Source organism: Mycolicibacterium parafortuitum (genome assembly GCF_010725485.1).
Classification (GTDB): Bacteria; Actinomycetota; Actinomycetes; order Mycobacteriales; family Mycobacteriaceae; genus Mycobacterium.
Map to the genome: position 1 here is coordinate 458,352 of NZ_AP022598.1, position 16,249 is coordinate 474,600.

10 protein-coding genes and 1 pseudogene are annotated in these 16,249 nt (G+C 69.6%); 3 read left to right on the forward strand and 8 right to left on the reverse strand.

From position 1 onward, the window contains the following. Window positions 1–138: 138 nt before the first annotated feature. Both NTM_RS28750 and NTM_RS02125 read right to left on the reverse strand, forming a co-directional pair. Window positions 139–2,310, reverse strand: a pseudogene (locus NTM_RS28750) (molybdopterin-containing oxidoreductase family protein). Window positions 2,311–2,496: 186 nt separating this feature from the next. Then, entirely contained in the window at window positions 2,497–3,150 is a 654-nt protein-coding gene (locus tag NTM_RS02125) for a TetR/AcrR family transcriptional regulator (RefSeq protein WP_163765293.1), read from the reverse strand. A gap of 128 nt (window positions 3,151–3,278) precedes the next feature. On the opposite strand from NTM_RS02125, the gene NTM_RS02130 reads away from it, so the two are divergent. Both NTM_RS02130 and NTM_RS02135 read left to right on the forward strand, forming a co-directional pair. Beyond that, window positions 3,279–5,339, forward strand: coding sequence for an MFS transporter (locus NTM_RS02130; protein WP_163765294.1), 2,061 nt, complete (start codon window positions 3,279–3,281; stop codon window positions 5,337–5,339). 78 nt (window positions 5,340–5,417) lie between these two features. Then, window positions 5,418–7,010, forward strand: coding sequence for an MFS transporter (locus NTM_RS02135; RefSeq protein ID WP_163765295.1), 1,593 nt, complete (start codon window positions 5,418–5,420; stop codon window positions 7,008–7,010). A 99-nt stretch (window positions 7,011–7,109) separates the two neighbouring features. Here the strand turns inward: NTM_RS02135 and NTM_RS02140 are convergent, their stop codons facing one another. Genes NTM_RS02140 through fdh form a run of 5 tightly spaced genes read right to left on the reverse strand, consistent with a single transcriptional unit; the run spans window position 7,110 to window position 13,815 of the window. Further along, window positions 7,110–7,649 (reverse strand): YceI family protein, encoded by a 540-nt coding sequence (locus tag NTM_RS02140; protein ID WP_179963867.1) that lies wholly within the window; start codon window positions 7,647–7,649, stop codon window positions 7,110–7,112. A gap of 16 nt (window positions 7,650–7,665) precedes the next feature. Beyond that, the gene (locus NTM_RS02145) at window positions 7,666–8,595 is read right to left on the reverse strand and encodes an NAD(P)/FAD-dependent oxidoreductase (protein WP_163765296.1); all 930 of its coding nucleotides are present in this window, start codon (window positions 8,593–8,595) and stop codon (window positions 7,666–7,668) included. An 18-nt stretch (window positions 8,596–8,613) separates the two neighbouring features. Continuing rightward, the gene (gene nrfD, locus NTM_RS02150; RefSeq protein ID WP_163765297.1) at window positions 8,614–9,582 is read right to left on the reverse strand and encodes an NrfD/PsrC family molybdoenzyme membrane anchor subunit; all 969 of its coding nucleotides are present in this window, start codon (window positions 9,580–9,582) and stop codon (window positions 8,614–8,616) included. 31 nt (window positions 9,583–9,613) lie between these two features. Continuing rightward, a complete protein-coding gene (locus NTM_RS02155) occupies window positions 9,614–10,525 on the reverse strand; it encodes a 4Fe-4S dicluster domain-containing protein (RefSeq protein WP_163765298.1) in 912 nt (303 codons plus the stop codon). Continuing rightward, complete coding sequence (gene fdh, locus NTM_RS02160; protein ID WP_179963868.1) at window positions 10,522–13,815, reverse strand: formate dehydrogenase; 3,294 nt, start codon at window positions 13,813–13,815, stop codon at window positions 10,522–10,524. The genes NTM_RS02155 and fdh overlap by 4 nt, the downstream gene beginning before the upstream one ends. Window positions 13,816–14,003: 188 nt before the next feature. Between fdh and NTM_RS02170 the strand changes: the two genes are divergently transcribed. Continuing rightward, window positions 14,004–15,032: a TerC family protein gene (locus tag NTM_RS02170; protein ID WP_163765300.1), complete on the forward strand. Its 1,029-nt coding sequence runs from the start codon at window positions 14,004–14,006 to the stop codon at window positions 15,030–15,032. On the opposite strand, the gene nhaA is transcribed toward NTM_RS02170, so the two are convergent. Beyond that, complete coding sequence (gene nhaA / locus NTM_RS02175) at window positions 15,026–16,162, reverse strand: Na+/H+ antiporter NhaA (protein ID WP_337781382.1); 1,137 nt, start codon at window positions 16,160–16,162, stop codon at window positions 15,026–15,028. The two genes, NTM_RS02170 and nhaA, sit on opposite strands and share 7 nt — an antisense overlap. Window positions 16,163–16,249 lie beyond the last annotated feature (87 nt).

Genomic DNA, 16,249 nt, shown 5'->3' on the forward strand with positions numbered 1-16,249 from the left:
CGGGTGTCGGACGTCTCGCCGAGCGGTTCCGAGTCGAGTATCGAGGCTTGGCCTCGGCTGCATCGCCAACCGTGGGCGACGCCCGAGGAACGGGGACACCGCGTTCGTGGGGTTGGCCGCGGTGGCCCGGGAGCAGTGCTAGCTGGCCACCGCCTCCTCGGCGATCTTCTCCACCTCGACGAGGTTGTCACCGTAGACGCCTGCGTTGCCGAGTCCGCAGTGCCGGTCGGCGGTGATCGCGTTGACGGTGGTGCCCGACGACTTGCCCTGCCAGTGCCCGACGTTGGCCATCACCAGGCCGGGGATCAGTCCGTCGTCGAATGCGGCCGGGCCCTGGAACGCGCCGCGGTCGTTGAAGACGCGCACCATGTCGCCTTCGGCGATGCCGCGTTCGGCGGCGTCGGCGGGATGGATGAAGACCCGCTGACCGCCCTGCACCTTCTGCTTGTCGGCCGCGTTGCCGTACTGGCTGTTGAGGAACGCGTGCGGTTTCGGCGAGATGATCGACAGCGGATAGCGTTGCGCCAGTTCAGGGTTGGATTGCGGTGACTCGAACGGCGGCACGTAGTCCGGGACCGGGTCGACGTATCCGCCGGGCTGCATGCCCTCGTACATCGACCGCCACACCGGAACCACGAAGTTCCCGCCTTCGGCGAGGCTGGACTTGAACTCACACTTGCCCGACGGCGTCGGGAAGTTGCCCTCCGCGTGGGGCGCTCGCACGTCGGGAGTCCCGACGGCCAGCCGCATCCAGCCGACCTCTTCGAGCTTCTCGTAGGTGATGCCCTCCAGCGCCGGGGCGTCCCAGTCGTGGAAGTCGATCAGCATCTCGCGGTCGGTGCGATTCCAGTACGCCATGGATTCGTCGTCGAACTCCATGGCTCTGGCCAATCGCCGGAACAGCTCCACGTTGGGCACGCACTCCCCGGGCGGCTCGATCGCGGGCTGGTTCAGCGATATGTAGAGGTGGCCCCAGGTGACCATGATGTCGAGTTGTTCGGCCTGCATGGTCGCGGGCAGCAGGATGTCGGCGAATTTCGCTGTGTCGGTGACGAAGTGCTCGCTCACGACGGTGAACAGGTCCTCGCGCATCAGGCCGCGCATGGTCTTCTCCTGCGCGGGACCTTGCGACACCGGGTTCGAGTTGTACACGAACAGCGACTTGATCGGCGGGTCGAGGTCCATCTCGCCGGTCAGCGCCATGCCGAGGTCGAGCTCGTTGACCACCCGGGTGCCCTCGGGGATCCACTCGGGTTTGCAGATCGCGTCGAACTTGGTCGGGAACTCCCAGATCGGCATCTCCATGGTGCCGCCGCCGACGTGGCGCCACGCGCCGACCAGCGCGGGCAGGCACGTGATGGCCCGGATCGCCTGCCCGCCACCGCGGCTGCGTTCCAACGCCACACCCTGGCGGATCGCGGCGGGCTGGCTGGTGGCGTATTCGTAGGCGAGGGTGCGGATGTCGTCGGCGGGGATGCCGGTGATCTCCTCGACGCGTTCGGGCGGGTAGTTTGCAGCGCGCTCGGCGAGTTCGGTGTAGCCGACGGTGTAGCGCTCGACGTAATCGGTGTCGACGAGGCCCTGGGTGATGATCTCGTTGATCATGCCCATCGCCAGCGCGCCGTCGGTGCCGGGCCGGATCGGGATGTGTCAATCAGCTTGGCGCGCTGTGCGATTGCGGACCGGGTCGATGACGACGATCTTGGCGCCGTTGTTCTTGCGAGCCTCCAGCAGGAACGGCCAGCCGTGCAGGTTTGTGCTGGTCATGTTCATGCCCCAGACGATGATGTACTTCGAGTACGCCATCGACTCGACGTCCAGACCGCCGCTGCCGCCGACGGTCATGTGCCAGGCGGTCGACGAGCCGGACTCGCAGTACGTCTTCTCCGCGACGGTCGAACCCAACCGGTTGAAGAACGCGTCGCCGGACGTCAGCCCGTTCAGCACGCCCTGATGACCGAGGTAGGCATGCGGCATGATCGCCTGGCTGCCGTATTCGCCGATGATCTCGGTCCACCGCGACTTGATCTCGGCCAGCGCCTCGTCCCAGGTGATGCGCTCGAACTCGCCGGCGCCCTTCGCACCGACGCGGCGCATCGGATACAGCAGCCGGTCGGGCTGGTAGTGGTGCTCGTGGAAGTTCTTGACCTTGACGCACAGGCCGCCGCGGGTCATAGGATGGTCCGGATCGCCCTGGACGTCAACGAGTTTGCCGTCTTCGACGTGGTAGAGCATGGCGCAGGTGTCGGGGCAGTCGTGCGGGCAGGCTCCCCGCACGATCGTGAGTTGCTTGGTGGCGTCGAGGGTCATGGGGCTGTCCTTTTCGACCGCGGCGGAGGGTGCCTCCAGTCAACGACACGGGTGTGGCAGCGCAATTGCACCGGCATTAACGTGATGTGACGCCGTCCGCTCACGCCCAGATTGCGTCTACGCAGGAAAAGTGCGAGAAGGCCTCTGCTGGAATGCAATTTCGGCGGGTTAACCCGGACAGACCCGCTAGCGCGGCCGCGCACCGTCGAGGAACAGCCGCACGCAGAGCCGGATCCGGTCGGCCACCGCGTCGTTGTCGAGCACCGCTCCCCACAGCACCCCGTGTGCTGGGCCGCCGATCACCAGGCTCAGGAACGACGTGCCGATCAGCTCGGGGTCGGTGACCGCGATGGAGCCGGCCGCGGCGTGGCGCGCGAGCACCTCGGCGATGAACCGCACCACCGGGCGGGTGCCCTGCTCGTAGGCGGTCCGGCTGAGGTCGGGGAACCGGTAGGCCTCGGCGTTGAGGATGCGCTGCAGGCGCACCCCGTCCGGGCTGACCGCGGTCTGCAGCCGGGCGGACGCGACCGCGATCAGCGTCTCCTCCAGATCCCCGGTGTCCAGCGCGCGCAGCTCGTCGACGGGCACCACCCACCGGTCGATGGCGCGCTGCACGGCGGCCCGGAACAGCGCCTCCTTGTCGGTGTACTGCGCGTAGATGGTGCGTTTGGCCATACCCGCCGTCGCGGCGATGCCGTCGATGGTGGCGTGGTCGTAGCCCCGGTCCAGGAACACCTCCAGCGCGCAGTCGAGCAGTTCCTCCGCCCGCGCACGTGCCTGCTCGCGGGTCGGGCGGCCGGCGCGCGACCGGCCGGCGGCGGCAGGGGCTGGGGGGTTCACCACACCAGTATGGCCAATGAAACGACCTCGGTGCTATTCTCGACAGGTATTGAAACGATTCGGGTGCCATTACCGGTTCGACGCTGAACCCACCCGCCGATAACCCCGCTTTCCCGCAAGGACCTTCTTTGGCTACACAACTGGTCGAGCGCCCCGCTCCACCGAAAGGCGGCGCCGCGCTCATTGCCGTCCTCGCCGCCGCGGGCATCAGCGTCTCGCTGATGCAGACGCTGGTCATCCCGCTCGTCCCGCAGCTACCCGACATCCTGGGAACGTCGTCGGCCAACGCGTCGTGGGCGGTGACCGCGACGCTGCTGACCGGCGCGGTCGCGACGCCGATGTTCGGCCGCCTCGGCGACATGTTCGGCGCCAAACGGGTGCTGATCGCGTGTGCGGTGCTGCTGACGGCCGGGTCGGTCATCGCGGCGCTGACGAGCTCGCTGATCCCGCTCGTCGTCGGTCGCGCGCTGCAGGGTTTCGGGATGCCCGTGATCCCGCTGGGCATCAGCGTGCTGCGCGCGGCACTGCCCGCCGAAAAGGTCGGCGCCGCGATGGGCATGGTCAGCGCCTCGCTCGGCGTGGGTGGCGCGCTGGGGCTGCCGTTGTCGGCGGTGATCGCCGAACACTTCAGCTGGCATGCGCTGTTCTGGTCCGCGGCCGTCCTCGGCCTCGGCTCGGGGCTGCTGTTCACGCTGTTCGTGCCCGACGTCGTGCCGTCGAAGACGTTGGGACGCTTCGACCATCTCGGCGCCATCGGCCTGGCCGCGGGTCTGATCCTGTTGCTGCTGCCGATCTCGAAGGCCGCCAACTGGGGCTGGGGCAGCCCGCTGACGATCGGCATGCTGGTCGGTTCGGTGGCCGTGTTCGCCGCGTTCGTGTGGTGGCAGCTGCGTGTTCCGGCGCCGCTGGTCGACATCCAGACGACGATCAAAACCCCTGTGCTGCTGACCAATCTGGCCTCGATCGCGATCGGCTTCGCGATGTTCGCGATGTCGTTGATCGGCCCGCAGATCCTGCAGATGCCCAGCGCGACGGGCTACGGCCTGGGCCAGAGCATGGTCGCGGCCGGGCTGTGGATGGCTCCGGGCGGTCTGGCGATGATGGCCTCGGCGCCGATCGCGGCCCGCGTCATCGCCGCCCGCGGCCCCCGGTTCACGCTGATCATCGGCTGCGTCGTGATCGCCGCCGGCTACTTCTCGGCCACGCAGCTTCTCGGGTCCGCGGCCGGGGTGCTGGCATTCTCCGTGGTGGTCAGCATCGGCGTCGGATTCGCGTTCGCGTCGCTGCCGACGCTGATCAACGCCGCGGTTCCGGTGTCGGAGACCGCCGCCGCCAACGGCATCAACTCGCTGGCCCGCTCGCTGGGCACCTCGGTGTCGAGCGCGGCGATGGCCGCGGTGCTGGTGCAGACCGGCATGACCGTCGGCGGCCACACGATCCCGTCGCTCGGCGGGTTCCGCACCGCGCTGATCATCGCCGGCGTCGCCGCCGCGGTCGCTGCCGCGATCGCCGTGGCCATCCCGTCGGCCACCCCGGCGCCGGCCCCGGTGGACGACGTCGAACCGGTGCTGTCGCCGTCGGCGGTGCGCCGCCGCGCGCAGCGGCTGGAGAACGTGATGACCGCGGTGGGACGCCAGTCGGCGGTCGCCCTCGGGGTGTCCTCGACACCGCACCGGCTCGACCGCGGCGACTACGTGATCGCCGCCTATCTGGGCGGGGCACCGGCGATGACGCTGCCCGATCTGTGCGCCGCGCTGAGCAGCGACCCCCGGCCCGTCGAGGAGCGCATCTCGGCGCTGATCCGCGACGGCCTGGTCGGTCGCGTACCGGATCCGGATCAGGCCGCACCGCCACGCTTTTCGCTGACCAGCCGGGGCCGGGCGGTCTTCGAACAACAGCGGGCGGCCAACATCGGCGGCCTGGAGGCGGTGCTGTCGCGCTGGGACGACGGCGACGTCGCCGCGCTGATCGGCTACCTCGGCCGGCTGTCCGACGGCATCGACGAGGAACACCGCCGCCAACGCACCGCCGCCCCGGCGCCGGTCACGCCACACGCGCCGACCACCCCGCTGCGGACCCCGCGGCCCGCCCACGGCGCGCGACCTCGTCCGGGACTCGCGGTGCCCGGGCGCCCGCACCGGCCGCACCCCGTGGAGCCCGCGACCGAGGCGCTGCGCCACCGCCGCTAGCCGCGGGCGTGAACCAACCCGGCGCCGGGTAAGCAATCGCGGGCCTACAGTGTCCACGGGCGCAGGCATGGGAGGCAGATGACAACGGCGAGCTCGACCTCCACATGGGCGCCGTTGCAGTCGCCGGTGTTCCGGGCGTTGTGGATCGCGCAGTTCGTGTCCAACCTCGGCACGTGGATGCAGACCGTCGGCGCACAGTGGATGCTCGTCGACGATCCGCGGGCCGCCGTGCTGGTGCCGCTGGTGCAGACCGCGACCACGCTGCCGGTCATGCTGCTGGCGCTGCCCTCGGGGGTGCTCGCCGATCTGGTCGACCGTCGCCGCCTGCTGATCGCGACGCAGGGCGCGATGGCCGCCGGTGTCGGTCTGCTCGCGACGCTGACCGGGGCCGGGCTGACCACCCCGACGGTGCTGCTGACGCTGTTGTTCGTGATCGGTTGCGGGCAGGCGCTCACCGCGCCGGCCTGGCAGGCCATCCAGCCCGATCTCGTTCCGTCGCATCAGATTCCGGCGGCCGCCGCGCTGGGCAGCATGAGCATGAACGGCGCCAGGGCGATCGGGCCGGCGATCGCCGGTGCATTGGTGTCGCTGACCGGGCCGACGATCGTGTTCGCGCTCAACGCGGTGTCGTTCATCGGCATCGTGCTGGTGCTGGTCTGGTGGCGGCGCCCGCCGGCGCGGAACGACTTCCCGCCCGAGCGGGCGATGGCCGCCCTGTCCGCGGGCGGACGCTTCATCCGCAAATCCCCGATCGTGCTCCGCATCCTGCTGCGCACTGTGCTGTTCATCGCGCCCGGCAGCGCGGTGTGGGGGCTGCTGCCGGTGATCGCTCGCGACCAGCTCGGTCTGGGCTCGTCCGGCTACGGCGCCCTGCTCGGTGCGCTCGGTGTCGGCGCGGTGCTCGGCGCGTTCGCGTTGTCGCGGCTGCGGTCCCGGTACGGGCAGAACACCCTGCTGATCGCCGGGGCGGGCGGGTTCGCGCTGGCGACCACCGTGCTGGCGCTGGTGCACAACGTCGCGGTGGTCGCCGCGGGGCTGGTGATCGGCGGTACCGCGTGGCTGCTGACGCTGTCGACGCTCAACGCGTCGATGCAGTTGAGCCTGCCCGGCTGGGTGCGCGCCCGCGGGCTGTCGGTGTACCAGCTGATCTTCATGGGCGGGCAGGCCGTCGGCTCACTGCTGTGGGGCCTGCTGGCCGGGGCCACCTCCAGCGTCACCAGCCTGCTGGTCAGCGCCGCGCTGCTGGTGTTCTGCGGGGTGTCGCTGGCGTGGTGGCCGCTGCACGCCGGCACCGGCAACCTCGACCTGACCCCGTCGACGCACTGGCCGGAACCGTCACTGCTGTTCGAACCGGAGCCGCTGGACGGGCCGGTGCTGGTGATCACCTCCTACCGGGTGCTGCCGGAGAACGAGGAGGCGTTCCTGTCCGCGGTGGCGGCGCTGGGCAGGTCCCGGCAGCGCACCGGCGCCGCGATGTGGCAGATCTTCCGCAGCGTCGAACAGGAGTCGACGTTCGTGGAGACCTTCGTCGTGCGCTCCTGGGGTGAGCACATGCACCAGCACTACACCCGGCTCACCGGCCAGGATCAGCTCATCGAGCAGAGGGTCGAGCAGTACACCGAGGGCGAGGCGATCTCGCGGCACTACCTCGCCGTCCGCGAGACCCACTGACGTCGCGTCGGCACCGCGAGCGCGCGCGTCTGCACGACGACACTCCGTGTCAGCCGTGCAAGACCGCGCGCTCGCCACCCACCCGTCGCCCCGCCGGCGTCAGCCCTTCGGATACTCCGCGGAGAACGACACCACCACCGCGTCGGCGACCTTCAGCGCGCCCATCATCATCGAGTACGGCTTCAGACCGAAATCCGAATGCCGCACCTCGGTCTCGGTGGACATGCGCCAGCGCTCGCCGAGATCCTCGACGGTGAGCTCAACACCGCAGTCCCGCTCGCGGCCGCGGATCTGCAGCGTGCCGGACAGCAGGTAGCCGTCGTCGGTGCCGGTGATCGCCGAGGACCGGAACACGATGTGCGGATGACGCTTGCCGTCAAGGACTTTCACCGCGTTGCCGCGGGCGATCGCCTTCTCGGGTCCGGACAGCCCGGCCACACCGCCGTCGCCGCCGAGCACCTCGAGGCTGCCGACGTCGACCGTCAGCTCCACCGCAGACGGCGCCTCTTCGGACCAGTGCACGCTCGCGTGCCAGTCCAGCCCGATGGTCAGCCGGTGGCCCATCTTGGCCGCCGCCCCCGTCACCCCCGTGGTCAGTCGAAGCTCGCCGTTCCCGGAATCCAGTTCCCACACCGTCACCGGCCGAGCGTAAGCGCTACTCGGGCGGATACGGCAACCCGAAGTCGTCGGCGAGCAGGCTCTGCACGATGATCATCGCCGCTTGCGCGCCGGTGGCGATCGCGCCGGCGATGTGCGGCTGCTCGGTGCACACGTCGCCGGCCGCGAACACCCCGGAGGTGCTGGTACGCGCGATCTCGTCCACGGTCAGCGGTTCGGTGCCCAGCGGCCCGGGTGTGCACGTCGCGCCCAGTTGTTCGGCCAGCGGTGATCGTTGCCGCACCGGCGCCTCGACCAGCAGCCCGTCGCGGGCCAGCCGGTCGCCGTCGGCGAACGCGACAGCCTCCAATTGTCCTTCCCCACCGATCAATTCGACGACGCGCCGGTCGTCGACCGACACGCCCGCGCGTTCCAGGATCCGGTGGTCGTCCGGGCTGAGCTGGGTGGGCCCGTCGGTGAGCAGCACGACATCGTCGGTCCAGCCGCGCAGCATCAGCGCGGTGTGCAGCCCCTGCTCGCCGGCCGCGAGCGCCGCGAGTTTCTTGTCCCGCATCTCCCAGCCGTGACAGAACGGGCAGTGGAACACCGACGTGCCCCACAGGTCGGCGACGCCGGGCAGTTGCGGCGGGCAGTACGACATCCCGCCGGCCAGCAGCACCCGCTTGGCCCGGACCCGGTCGCCGCCGGCGATGTCGAGGATGAAGCCGTGGTCGACTACGCGGCCCTCGACGACCTCCCCCGGCCGGAACTGCACCGACGGGTAAGCCGCCAGCTGCGACCGGCCGGTCGCGTACAGCTCGTCGGGCGGCCGCTGGTCGAATCCGAGCAGCCCGCCGATCACCGGCGCGGCACGATTGCTCGGCTCACCGGCGTCGATGGCCAGCGTCGTGCGCCGCGCCCGCCCCAGCACGAGTGCCGCGCTCAGGCCCGCCGCGCCGGCGCCGACGATCACACATTCCCATTCCACGCCACCGGTGATTCCCGCTCAGCGCGTTGCCGAACGTCCAGATTGCGTCTTCTCGGCGCGGGCGTCGGCCCGTTCGCGCTGCGGCACCACCACGTACTTCGGGTCCTGGGTGGACGCGACGCCCGCCTCGAACACACCGAACCGCTGCAGCGCGCTGCCGGCCAGCAGGGCGGCCCCCGACGCGGCGACGGCCCAGCGGCGCCGGCCGGCGACGACGGCGCCGACCGCCCCGGCGACGGTCAGGATCTCCGACCACCGCCGCAGCCGGTGCGGGCGTCCCGTCGTGTAGGCCTCACCGACCAGACCGAGGCGACGCTCCATCGTGCGGGATGCGGCCACCTCCAGTACCGCGCCGGTCACCGCCATCCGCCGGGCCGGACCGCACTCCGACACCGGGGCCAGCAGCATCCCGAACCCGCCGCCGCTGGCCGCGGCCGATCCGGTGAACACGAACGGCAGATACGGGTGCGCCTCGTGCCACGCCGGAACCGCGGTGTGCGACAAGAGCACCGCGGTGTAGGACGCGACCCCGGGGGCGACGGCGGCGGCCTCCAGCCCCGCGGGCCGGGCCGCCCAGTCCAGGACGCGGCCGAGGCGGGTCCGGCGCAGCCGCGGCGGCATCAGCTCCGCCGCGGCGGCCAGCCCGGCGCCGGGCCCGAACCCGCCGAGGATCCAGGTGCCCACGCTCATCGGGGAACTCGGCTTGGCCACCCGCAGCATGTGGTGGAAGCGCTCCGGGCGGCCGAGGTCGCCGATCAGGAAGTACATGCTGGCCAGCAGGCTCGCCAGTGCTCCGAGCCGTGACACCCGCCGCAGCCGGGTTCTGCCGGTCAGGTCGGCCCCGGCGGCCAGCAGGGCCGACCCCGCCGACAGCCCACCGGAGAACAGGTACGCCGCGATCATCCAGTTCCACACCGGCGTCTTGAGGATCTGCTTGCCGTAGTACGACCGGAACTCGGCCTTCGGCACCGCGAGTTGCTCTTTCACGCGCGTGATCCTCTGCTCTTCGCGCAAGCGCTCATCGCCTACCCACAAACGCCGACACCGCGACCCCGACCAGCGCCGACGCCGCCATCCCGGCGTAGCGCCACATCGCGCCGGCGTCGCGGGTCGGCACCACCGGATCCGGTGGCAGCCCATAGACTTCCGGCTCGTCGAGCAGCAGGAAGAACGCGCCGTCGCCGCCGACCCCGTCGTCGGGATCGTGCCCGTACAGCCGCGCCTCGGTGACGCCGCGCTCGTGCAGCTCCGAGACCCGCAGCGCGGCCCGTTCCCGCAGCTCGTCGAGCACCCCGAACTGGATGGAGTCGGTGGGACACGCCTTCGCGCACGCGGGTTCGAGTCCGTCGTGCAGCCGGTCATAGCACAGCGTGCATTTCCACGCCCGCCCGTCACCTTCGCGGCGTTCGATCACGCCGTACGGGCAGCCGGACACGCAGTAGCCGCAGCCGTTGCAGATATCCTGCTGCACAACGACTGTCGAGAACTCGGTGCGGAACAACGCGCCGGTCGGGCACACGTCGAGGCAGCCGGCGTGCGTGCAGTGCTTGCACACGTCCGAGGACATCAACCAGCGGAAGTCCTGCCGGGTCTCCGCGCCGGTGCCGTCGCCGGGCCGCTCGAAGCCGGGCATCCCGAGGTCGACGGACTCGACGGGTTCGGGCCGGCGCTGCTCGATGAACGCGACGTGGCGCCACGAGTTCGCGCCCAGCTCGCCGGTGTTGTCGAACGACATGCCCAGCAGGTTGAATCCGTCCCCCTCCCCCGAGACGGGCACCTCGTTCCACTCCTTGCACGCGACCTCGCAGGCCTTGCAGCCGATGCACACCGACGTGTCGGTGAAGAACCCAACCCGCGGCGGATGCTCGTCGTCGTAGCCGGCGTCGCCGGCCACATCGTGTAGCGGGCCGTAAAAAGAGTTGCTACTCATGGGCTCTCCTCGGTGTGGTCGCGCGAGGGTTCGGTGGTGTCGAGATGGGTGCCGGTCTCCGGGGTGATGCGGGCGCGCTCCCGGTAGACCCGGATGTACTCCAGCAACTGCGGCCCGCGCGGGCGCCGGCCCGGCTGGATGTCGCAGGTGGCGACCTTGCTCTCCTGGATGAACACGTTCGGGTCGGCGACCACGCCGAGCAGGTCATTGACGACGTCGCCGTCGATCAACCCGACCGAACCCCAGTGGTACGGCATCCAGATCTGGTGCACCGCACGGTCTTCGACGCGCAGCGGACGCATCCGTTCGGTGACGAACACCCGCGCGTCGACGGCCGCCCGGCTGGTCACCACGTGCGCCCAGTCCATGTGGGTGAGCCCGCGCAGCTCGGCCAGCTCCGGGGATACCTCGACGAACAGGCCGGGCTGCAGCTCGGCCAGGTAGGGCAGCTGACGGCTCATCCCGCCTGCGGTGTGGTGCTCGGTGAGCCGGGCCGCGGTGAACACGAACGGGAACACGTCGCCGTGCGCGTCCGGCCAGGACGGGTTCGACGGATTGTCCGCGCGCCCATACACTTTGCGCGCCGGGTTGCCCTGCTGCGCGTACAGCGGATTTCGCACCGGCGACTCGTGCGGTTCGTAGTGCGTCGGCAGCGGCCCGTCGAGCACCCCGTTCGGCGCGAACAGCCACGCCTTGCCGTCGGCCTGCATCACGAACGGGTCGTCCCCGCGCAGCGCCTCGACCCCGACCGCGTCGGGGCGGGGCCGGTAGTCCGGCGGCTTCGTCCTCTCGAAATCCGGGACGTCGTAGCCGGTCCACTCCCCCTTGTCCGGATCCCACCAGATCAGCTTCTTGCGTTCACTCCACGGCCGGCCCTGCGGATCGGCCGACGCGCGGTTGTACAGCACCCGGCGGTTCAGCGGCCACGTCCAACCCCATTCGTTGTCGTAGGGCCCCTCGCCGGATTGCGGGCTCCGCCCGCGGTGTTCCGTGTGCGGTCTACGCCGCGCGGCCTGGTTCACCTCGTCGGCGTACACCCCGCTGTAAATCCAGCAGCCGCACGCCGTCGAGCCGTCGGCCTTCAGTTCGGTGTAGCCGTTGACGGCGCGGCCGGTCGTCAGGTCGACGCCGTTGATGCGCCGCAGCACGTCGGCAGCGGAGGGTTCGTCGCCGTCGAGTTCGTAGTCCCACCACAGATCCAGCAGCGGCCGGTCCCGGTCATCGGTTGAGCCGGAGAGCTTTTCGCGCAGGATCCGGCCCAGATGGTAGAAGAACCACAGCTCGGAGCGGGCGTCACCCGGCGGTTCGACGGCCTGTTCACGCCACTGCAGCATCCGCTGGGTCTGGGTGAACGTGCCGGACTTCTCGACGTGTGAGGCGGCCGGGAACAGGAACACCTCGGTACGGCAGGTGTCGGGGCTGATCTCACCGGTCTCGATCTCGGGCGAGTTCTTCCAGAACGTCGCGCTCTCGATCTCGACGAGGTCGCGCACCACCAGCCAGTCCAGGTTGGCCATGCCGAGCCGCTGCAGCCTGCCGTGCGCCGACCCGACGGCCGGGTTCTGCCCGAGCAGGAAGTAGCCGAACACCTTGCCGTCCACCATGTCCATCACGGTGCGGTAGGTGCCGTGGTCGCCGTTGATGCGCGGCAGATAGTCGAAGCAGAAGTCGTTCTCGGGCGTCGCCGCATCGCCCCAGTACTCCTTGAGCAGCGACACCATGTAGGTATCGGCGTTGTGCCAGAAGCCCTTCTGGTTGCGGCTGACGATGTCTTCGATGTAGTCGGCCAACGTCTCCTGGCCGGCGTGCGGCATCGCGAGATAGCCGGGCAGCAGGTTGAACAGCGTCGGCACGTCGGTCGAGCCCTGGATGCTGGCGTGCCCGCGCAGCGCGAACACCCCGCCGCCGGGCCTGCCGATGTTGCCCAGCAGCAGCTGGATGATCGCGCCTGCCCGGATGAACTGCGCACCCAACGTGTGCTGGGTCCAGCCGACCGAGTACACCAGCGCCGCGGTCTTGTCGCGTCCGGAGTTCTGCGCCCATTTCCGCGCCACCTCAAGGAAATCCGCGGCGGGCACCCCGCACACCCGCTCGACCATCTCCGGGGTGTAGCGCGCGTAGTGCCGTTTGAGGATCTGGTAGACGCAGCGCGGATGCTGCAGTGTCGGATCGTTGGGGATGTCGCCGGCGCCGCCCTCGATCGGCGGCCCCCCGGAACCGGAGCGGTCGCCGGAGCTCGCCTCCTTCGCCTCGGCGCCGCCTTCCTCGGCGTCGGTCGACTCGTACTGCCATGTCGACGGGTCGTAGGACGCGGTCGCGTCGTCGTAGCCGGAGAACAGGCCGTCGAGGTCCTCGGCGTCGGCGAAGCGTTCGTCGACCAGGAAGGACGCGTTGGTGTAGGCGGCGACGTACTCGCGGAAGTCGAGTTCGTTGCTCAGGATGTAGTTGATGACGCCGCCGAGGAACGCGATGTCACTGCCGGCGCGCAGCGGCACGTGCCGGTCGGCCAGTGCGCTGGTGCGGGTGAACCGCGGGTCGATGTGCACCACCTGCGTGCCGCGCGATTTCGCCTCCATCACCCACTGGAATCCGACCGGATGCGCCTCGGCCATGTTGGAGCCCATGATGACGATGAAGTCGGAATTGACGAGATCCTGCTGATAGTCCGTCGCCCCGCCGCGACCGAAGGAGGCCCCCAGACCGGGAACCGTGGCGCTGTGTCAAATACGCGCCTGGTTCTCGATCTGTAGTGCCCCGAGCGCGGTGAACAACTTCTTGATCAGATAGTTCTCTTCGTTGTCCAGGGTGGCGCCGCCGAGGCTGGCGATGCCCATGGTGCGGCGCAGCGTCAGGCGGTCCTTGTCGAACTGCTGCCAGCCCTTCTCGCGGGCGTCGAGCACCCGGTCGGCCACCATCTGCATCGCGGTGTCGAGGTCGAGGTCCTGCCACTCGGTGGCGTACGGGGCGCGGTAGCGGACCTTGGTCAGCCGCTGGGGTCCGGTGACGAGTTGCTTGCTGGCCGACCCTTTCGGGCACAGCCGCCCACGCGAGATCGGGCTGTCGGGGTTGCCCTCGATCTGGACGACCTTGTCGTCTTTGACGTACACCTTCTGCGCGCAGCCGACCGCGCAGAACGGGCACACCGAATGCGCGACGTGGTCGGCCTCGGCGGTACGCGGGATCAGCGTCAGCGACCGCTCGGACTGCGCGGCCTTACCGCGGCCCAGCTTGTCGTCGCCGGTGAGTTGCCGGTACACCGGCCATGACGCCAGCAGCTTCTTGAAGTCCACCCGGCACCTCCGTTCGGCTTGCTGTCGAGGTTACGGCGTACCCGGACCGGACGCGCCGAATCATCTCCGTCGATGCCTGCTTCGCTCGGTCCTGGTTCGACATACCCGTTTGCTGGTGCGGCGTATCGGTAAAAAGGGAGCAACGGCCGATCAGTCCGGCCGCCTCACAGACGGGAGTGCGATCGCAGATGCTGGAGATCAGCGGGTTGACGTGGGGCGTGACGATCGCGGTGATCGTCGGGCTCCTCGCGGTGGATCTGATCCTGGCCGCGCTGCGGCCGCACCGGGTCGGGTTCAAGGAAGCCACGGTCTGGTCGGTGTTCTACATCGCCGTCGCCATCGGCTTCGGGGTGTGGTTCGCGACGACCTACGGCGGCGATTTCGGCACCCAGTACTTCGCCGGCTACATCGTCGAGAAGAGCCTGTCGGTCGACAACCTGTTCGTGTTCGTCATCATCATGGCGACGTTCGCGGTGCCCGAGGAGCATCAGCACAAGGTGCTGACGTTCGGCATCATCCTGGCGCTGATCATGCGGGCGATCTTCATCGCAGTGGGTGCGACGCTGCTGTCGCTGTTCTCGTTCATGTTCCTGCTGTTCGGCGTGCTGCTGATCTACACCGCGATCCAGCTGTTCCGGCACCGCGACGAGGACCCCGACGTCGAGAACAACATCATGATCAAGGCCACCCGCAAGATCCTGCCGATCAGCGACGAGTACGACGGCGGCAAGTTGTTGACCCGGCGGGAGGGCCGCCGGATGGCGACACCGCTGCTGGCGGTGTTGATCGCGATCGGCAGCGTCGACCTGTTGTTCGCACTCGACTCGATCCCGGCGGTCTTCGGGGTCACCAGCGAGCCGTACATCGTGTTCACCGCGAATGCCTTCGCGCTGCTGGGTTTACGGGCGTTGTTCTTCTTGGTGAAGGGTTTGCTGGACCGGCTGGTGTACCTGTCGACGGGGTTGTCGATCATCCTCGCGTTCATCGGCGTGAAGCTGATCCTGCATTGGGGTCACGTCGACATCAATCCGAGCATCCCGGAGATCAACACGTATCTGAGCCTTGCCGTGATCATCGGCATCCTGGCGATCGTGACCGTCGCCAGCCTGATCAAGACGCGGAAGGACCCGACCGCGAAGGCCCATCCCGGGTCGCTGCGCGCGACCCGGAAGGACCCTGCGCGACGAGACGAGCGGCGGCCCGACGCGGCTCAGTGAGCCGCGTCGCGGCCGTAGGTGCGGTTGCGCAGCGCCAGGATCGTGGCGCCGAGTAGCGCCGAGATCAGCGAACCGGTCAGCACCCCGATGCGGACCTGGTCTGCCACGCTGCCACCCGCGAAGGCGAGGTCTCCGATCAGCAGCGACACCGTGAAGCCGATTCCCGCCAGCAGGGCCACGCCGACGACATCGGCCGGGTGCAGCCCGGCCGCGGCACCGGAGAACCGGCGTACCAGCAGGGTGGCGCCCGCGATCCCGACGACTTTGCCTGCCACCAGCCCGACGACGATTCCGGTGGTCACCGGCTGGGCGAGCGCCTCGGTGAGGCCCGCGACGCCGCCGATGGTCACGCCCGCGGCCAGGAACGCGAACACCGGCACCGCGAAGCCGGCCGACAGCGGCCGCACGGAGTGCTCGTAGCGTTCGCACCACTGCGCGGCGGGCACGGTGAGGCCGAGCGCGACGCCGGCGATGGTCGCGTGCACCCCACCGGCGTGGACCAGCACCCAGGTCACCACCGCGACCGGGACCAGCAGCCACCACCGGGTGGGATGCCGCCGTGCGAGCCAGGCGAAGACGGCCAGCGGCACGAGCGCGGCCACCAGCGGCGCGAACGCCAGTGACCCGGTGTAAACCACGGCGATGATCATGATCGCGATCAGGTCGTCGACCACCGCGAGCGTGAGCAGGAAGACCCGCAGCCGCGACGGCAGGTTTCTGCCGACGACGGCCAGAACCGCGAGCGCGAACGCGATGTCGGTTGCGGCGGGGATCGCCCAGCCGTCGAGGGTGTCGGTGCCCGCGGCGGCGTTGATGGCGAGGTAGGCCAGCGCGGGGACGACGATCCCGCACACGGCGGCGACGACCGGGACCGCGGCCCGGCGCGGGTCCCGCAGTTCCCCGTGGACGAACTCCCGTTTGAGTTCCAGCGCGACGACGAAGAAGAAGATCGCCAGCAGCCCGTCGGCCGCCCATGAGGACAGGGACAGGCTGAGCTTCAGGGACTCCGGACCGAAGGTCCAGGCACGCAGATCATGATATCCGTCTGACCACGGCGAATTCGCCCAGACGAGCGCGGCGGCGGCCGCCGCCAGCAGCAGCACGCCGCCGACAAGGTCCTGGCGCAGCACCGCGCCGATCCTGGAAATCCTTGTGGGAGGCCGATTCTCAGAGCTAGCAGCAACGGGAGACGGCATGGTCGAAGCGCCTTGCATGCG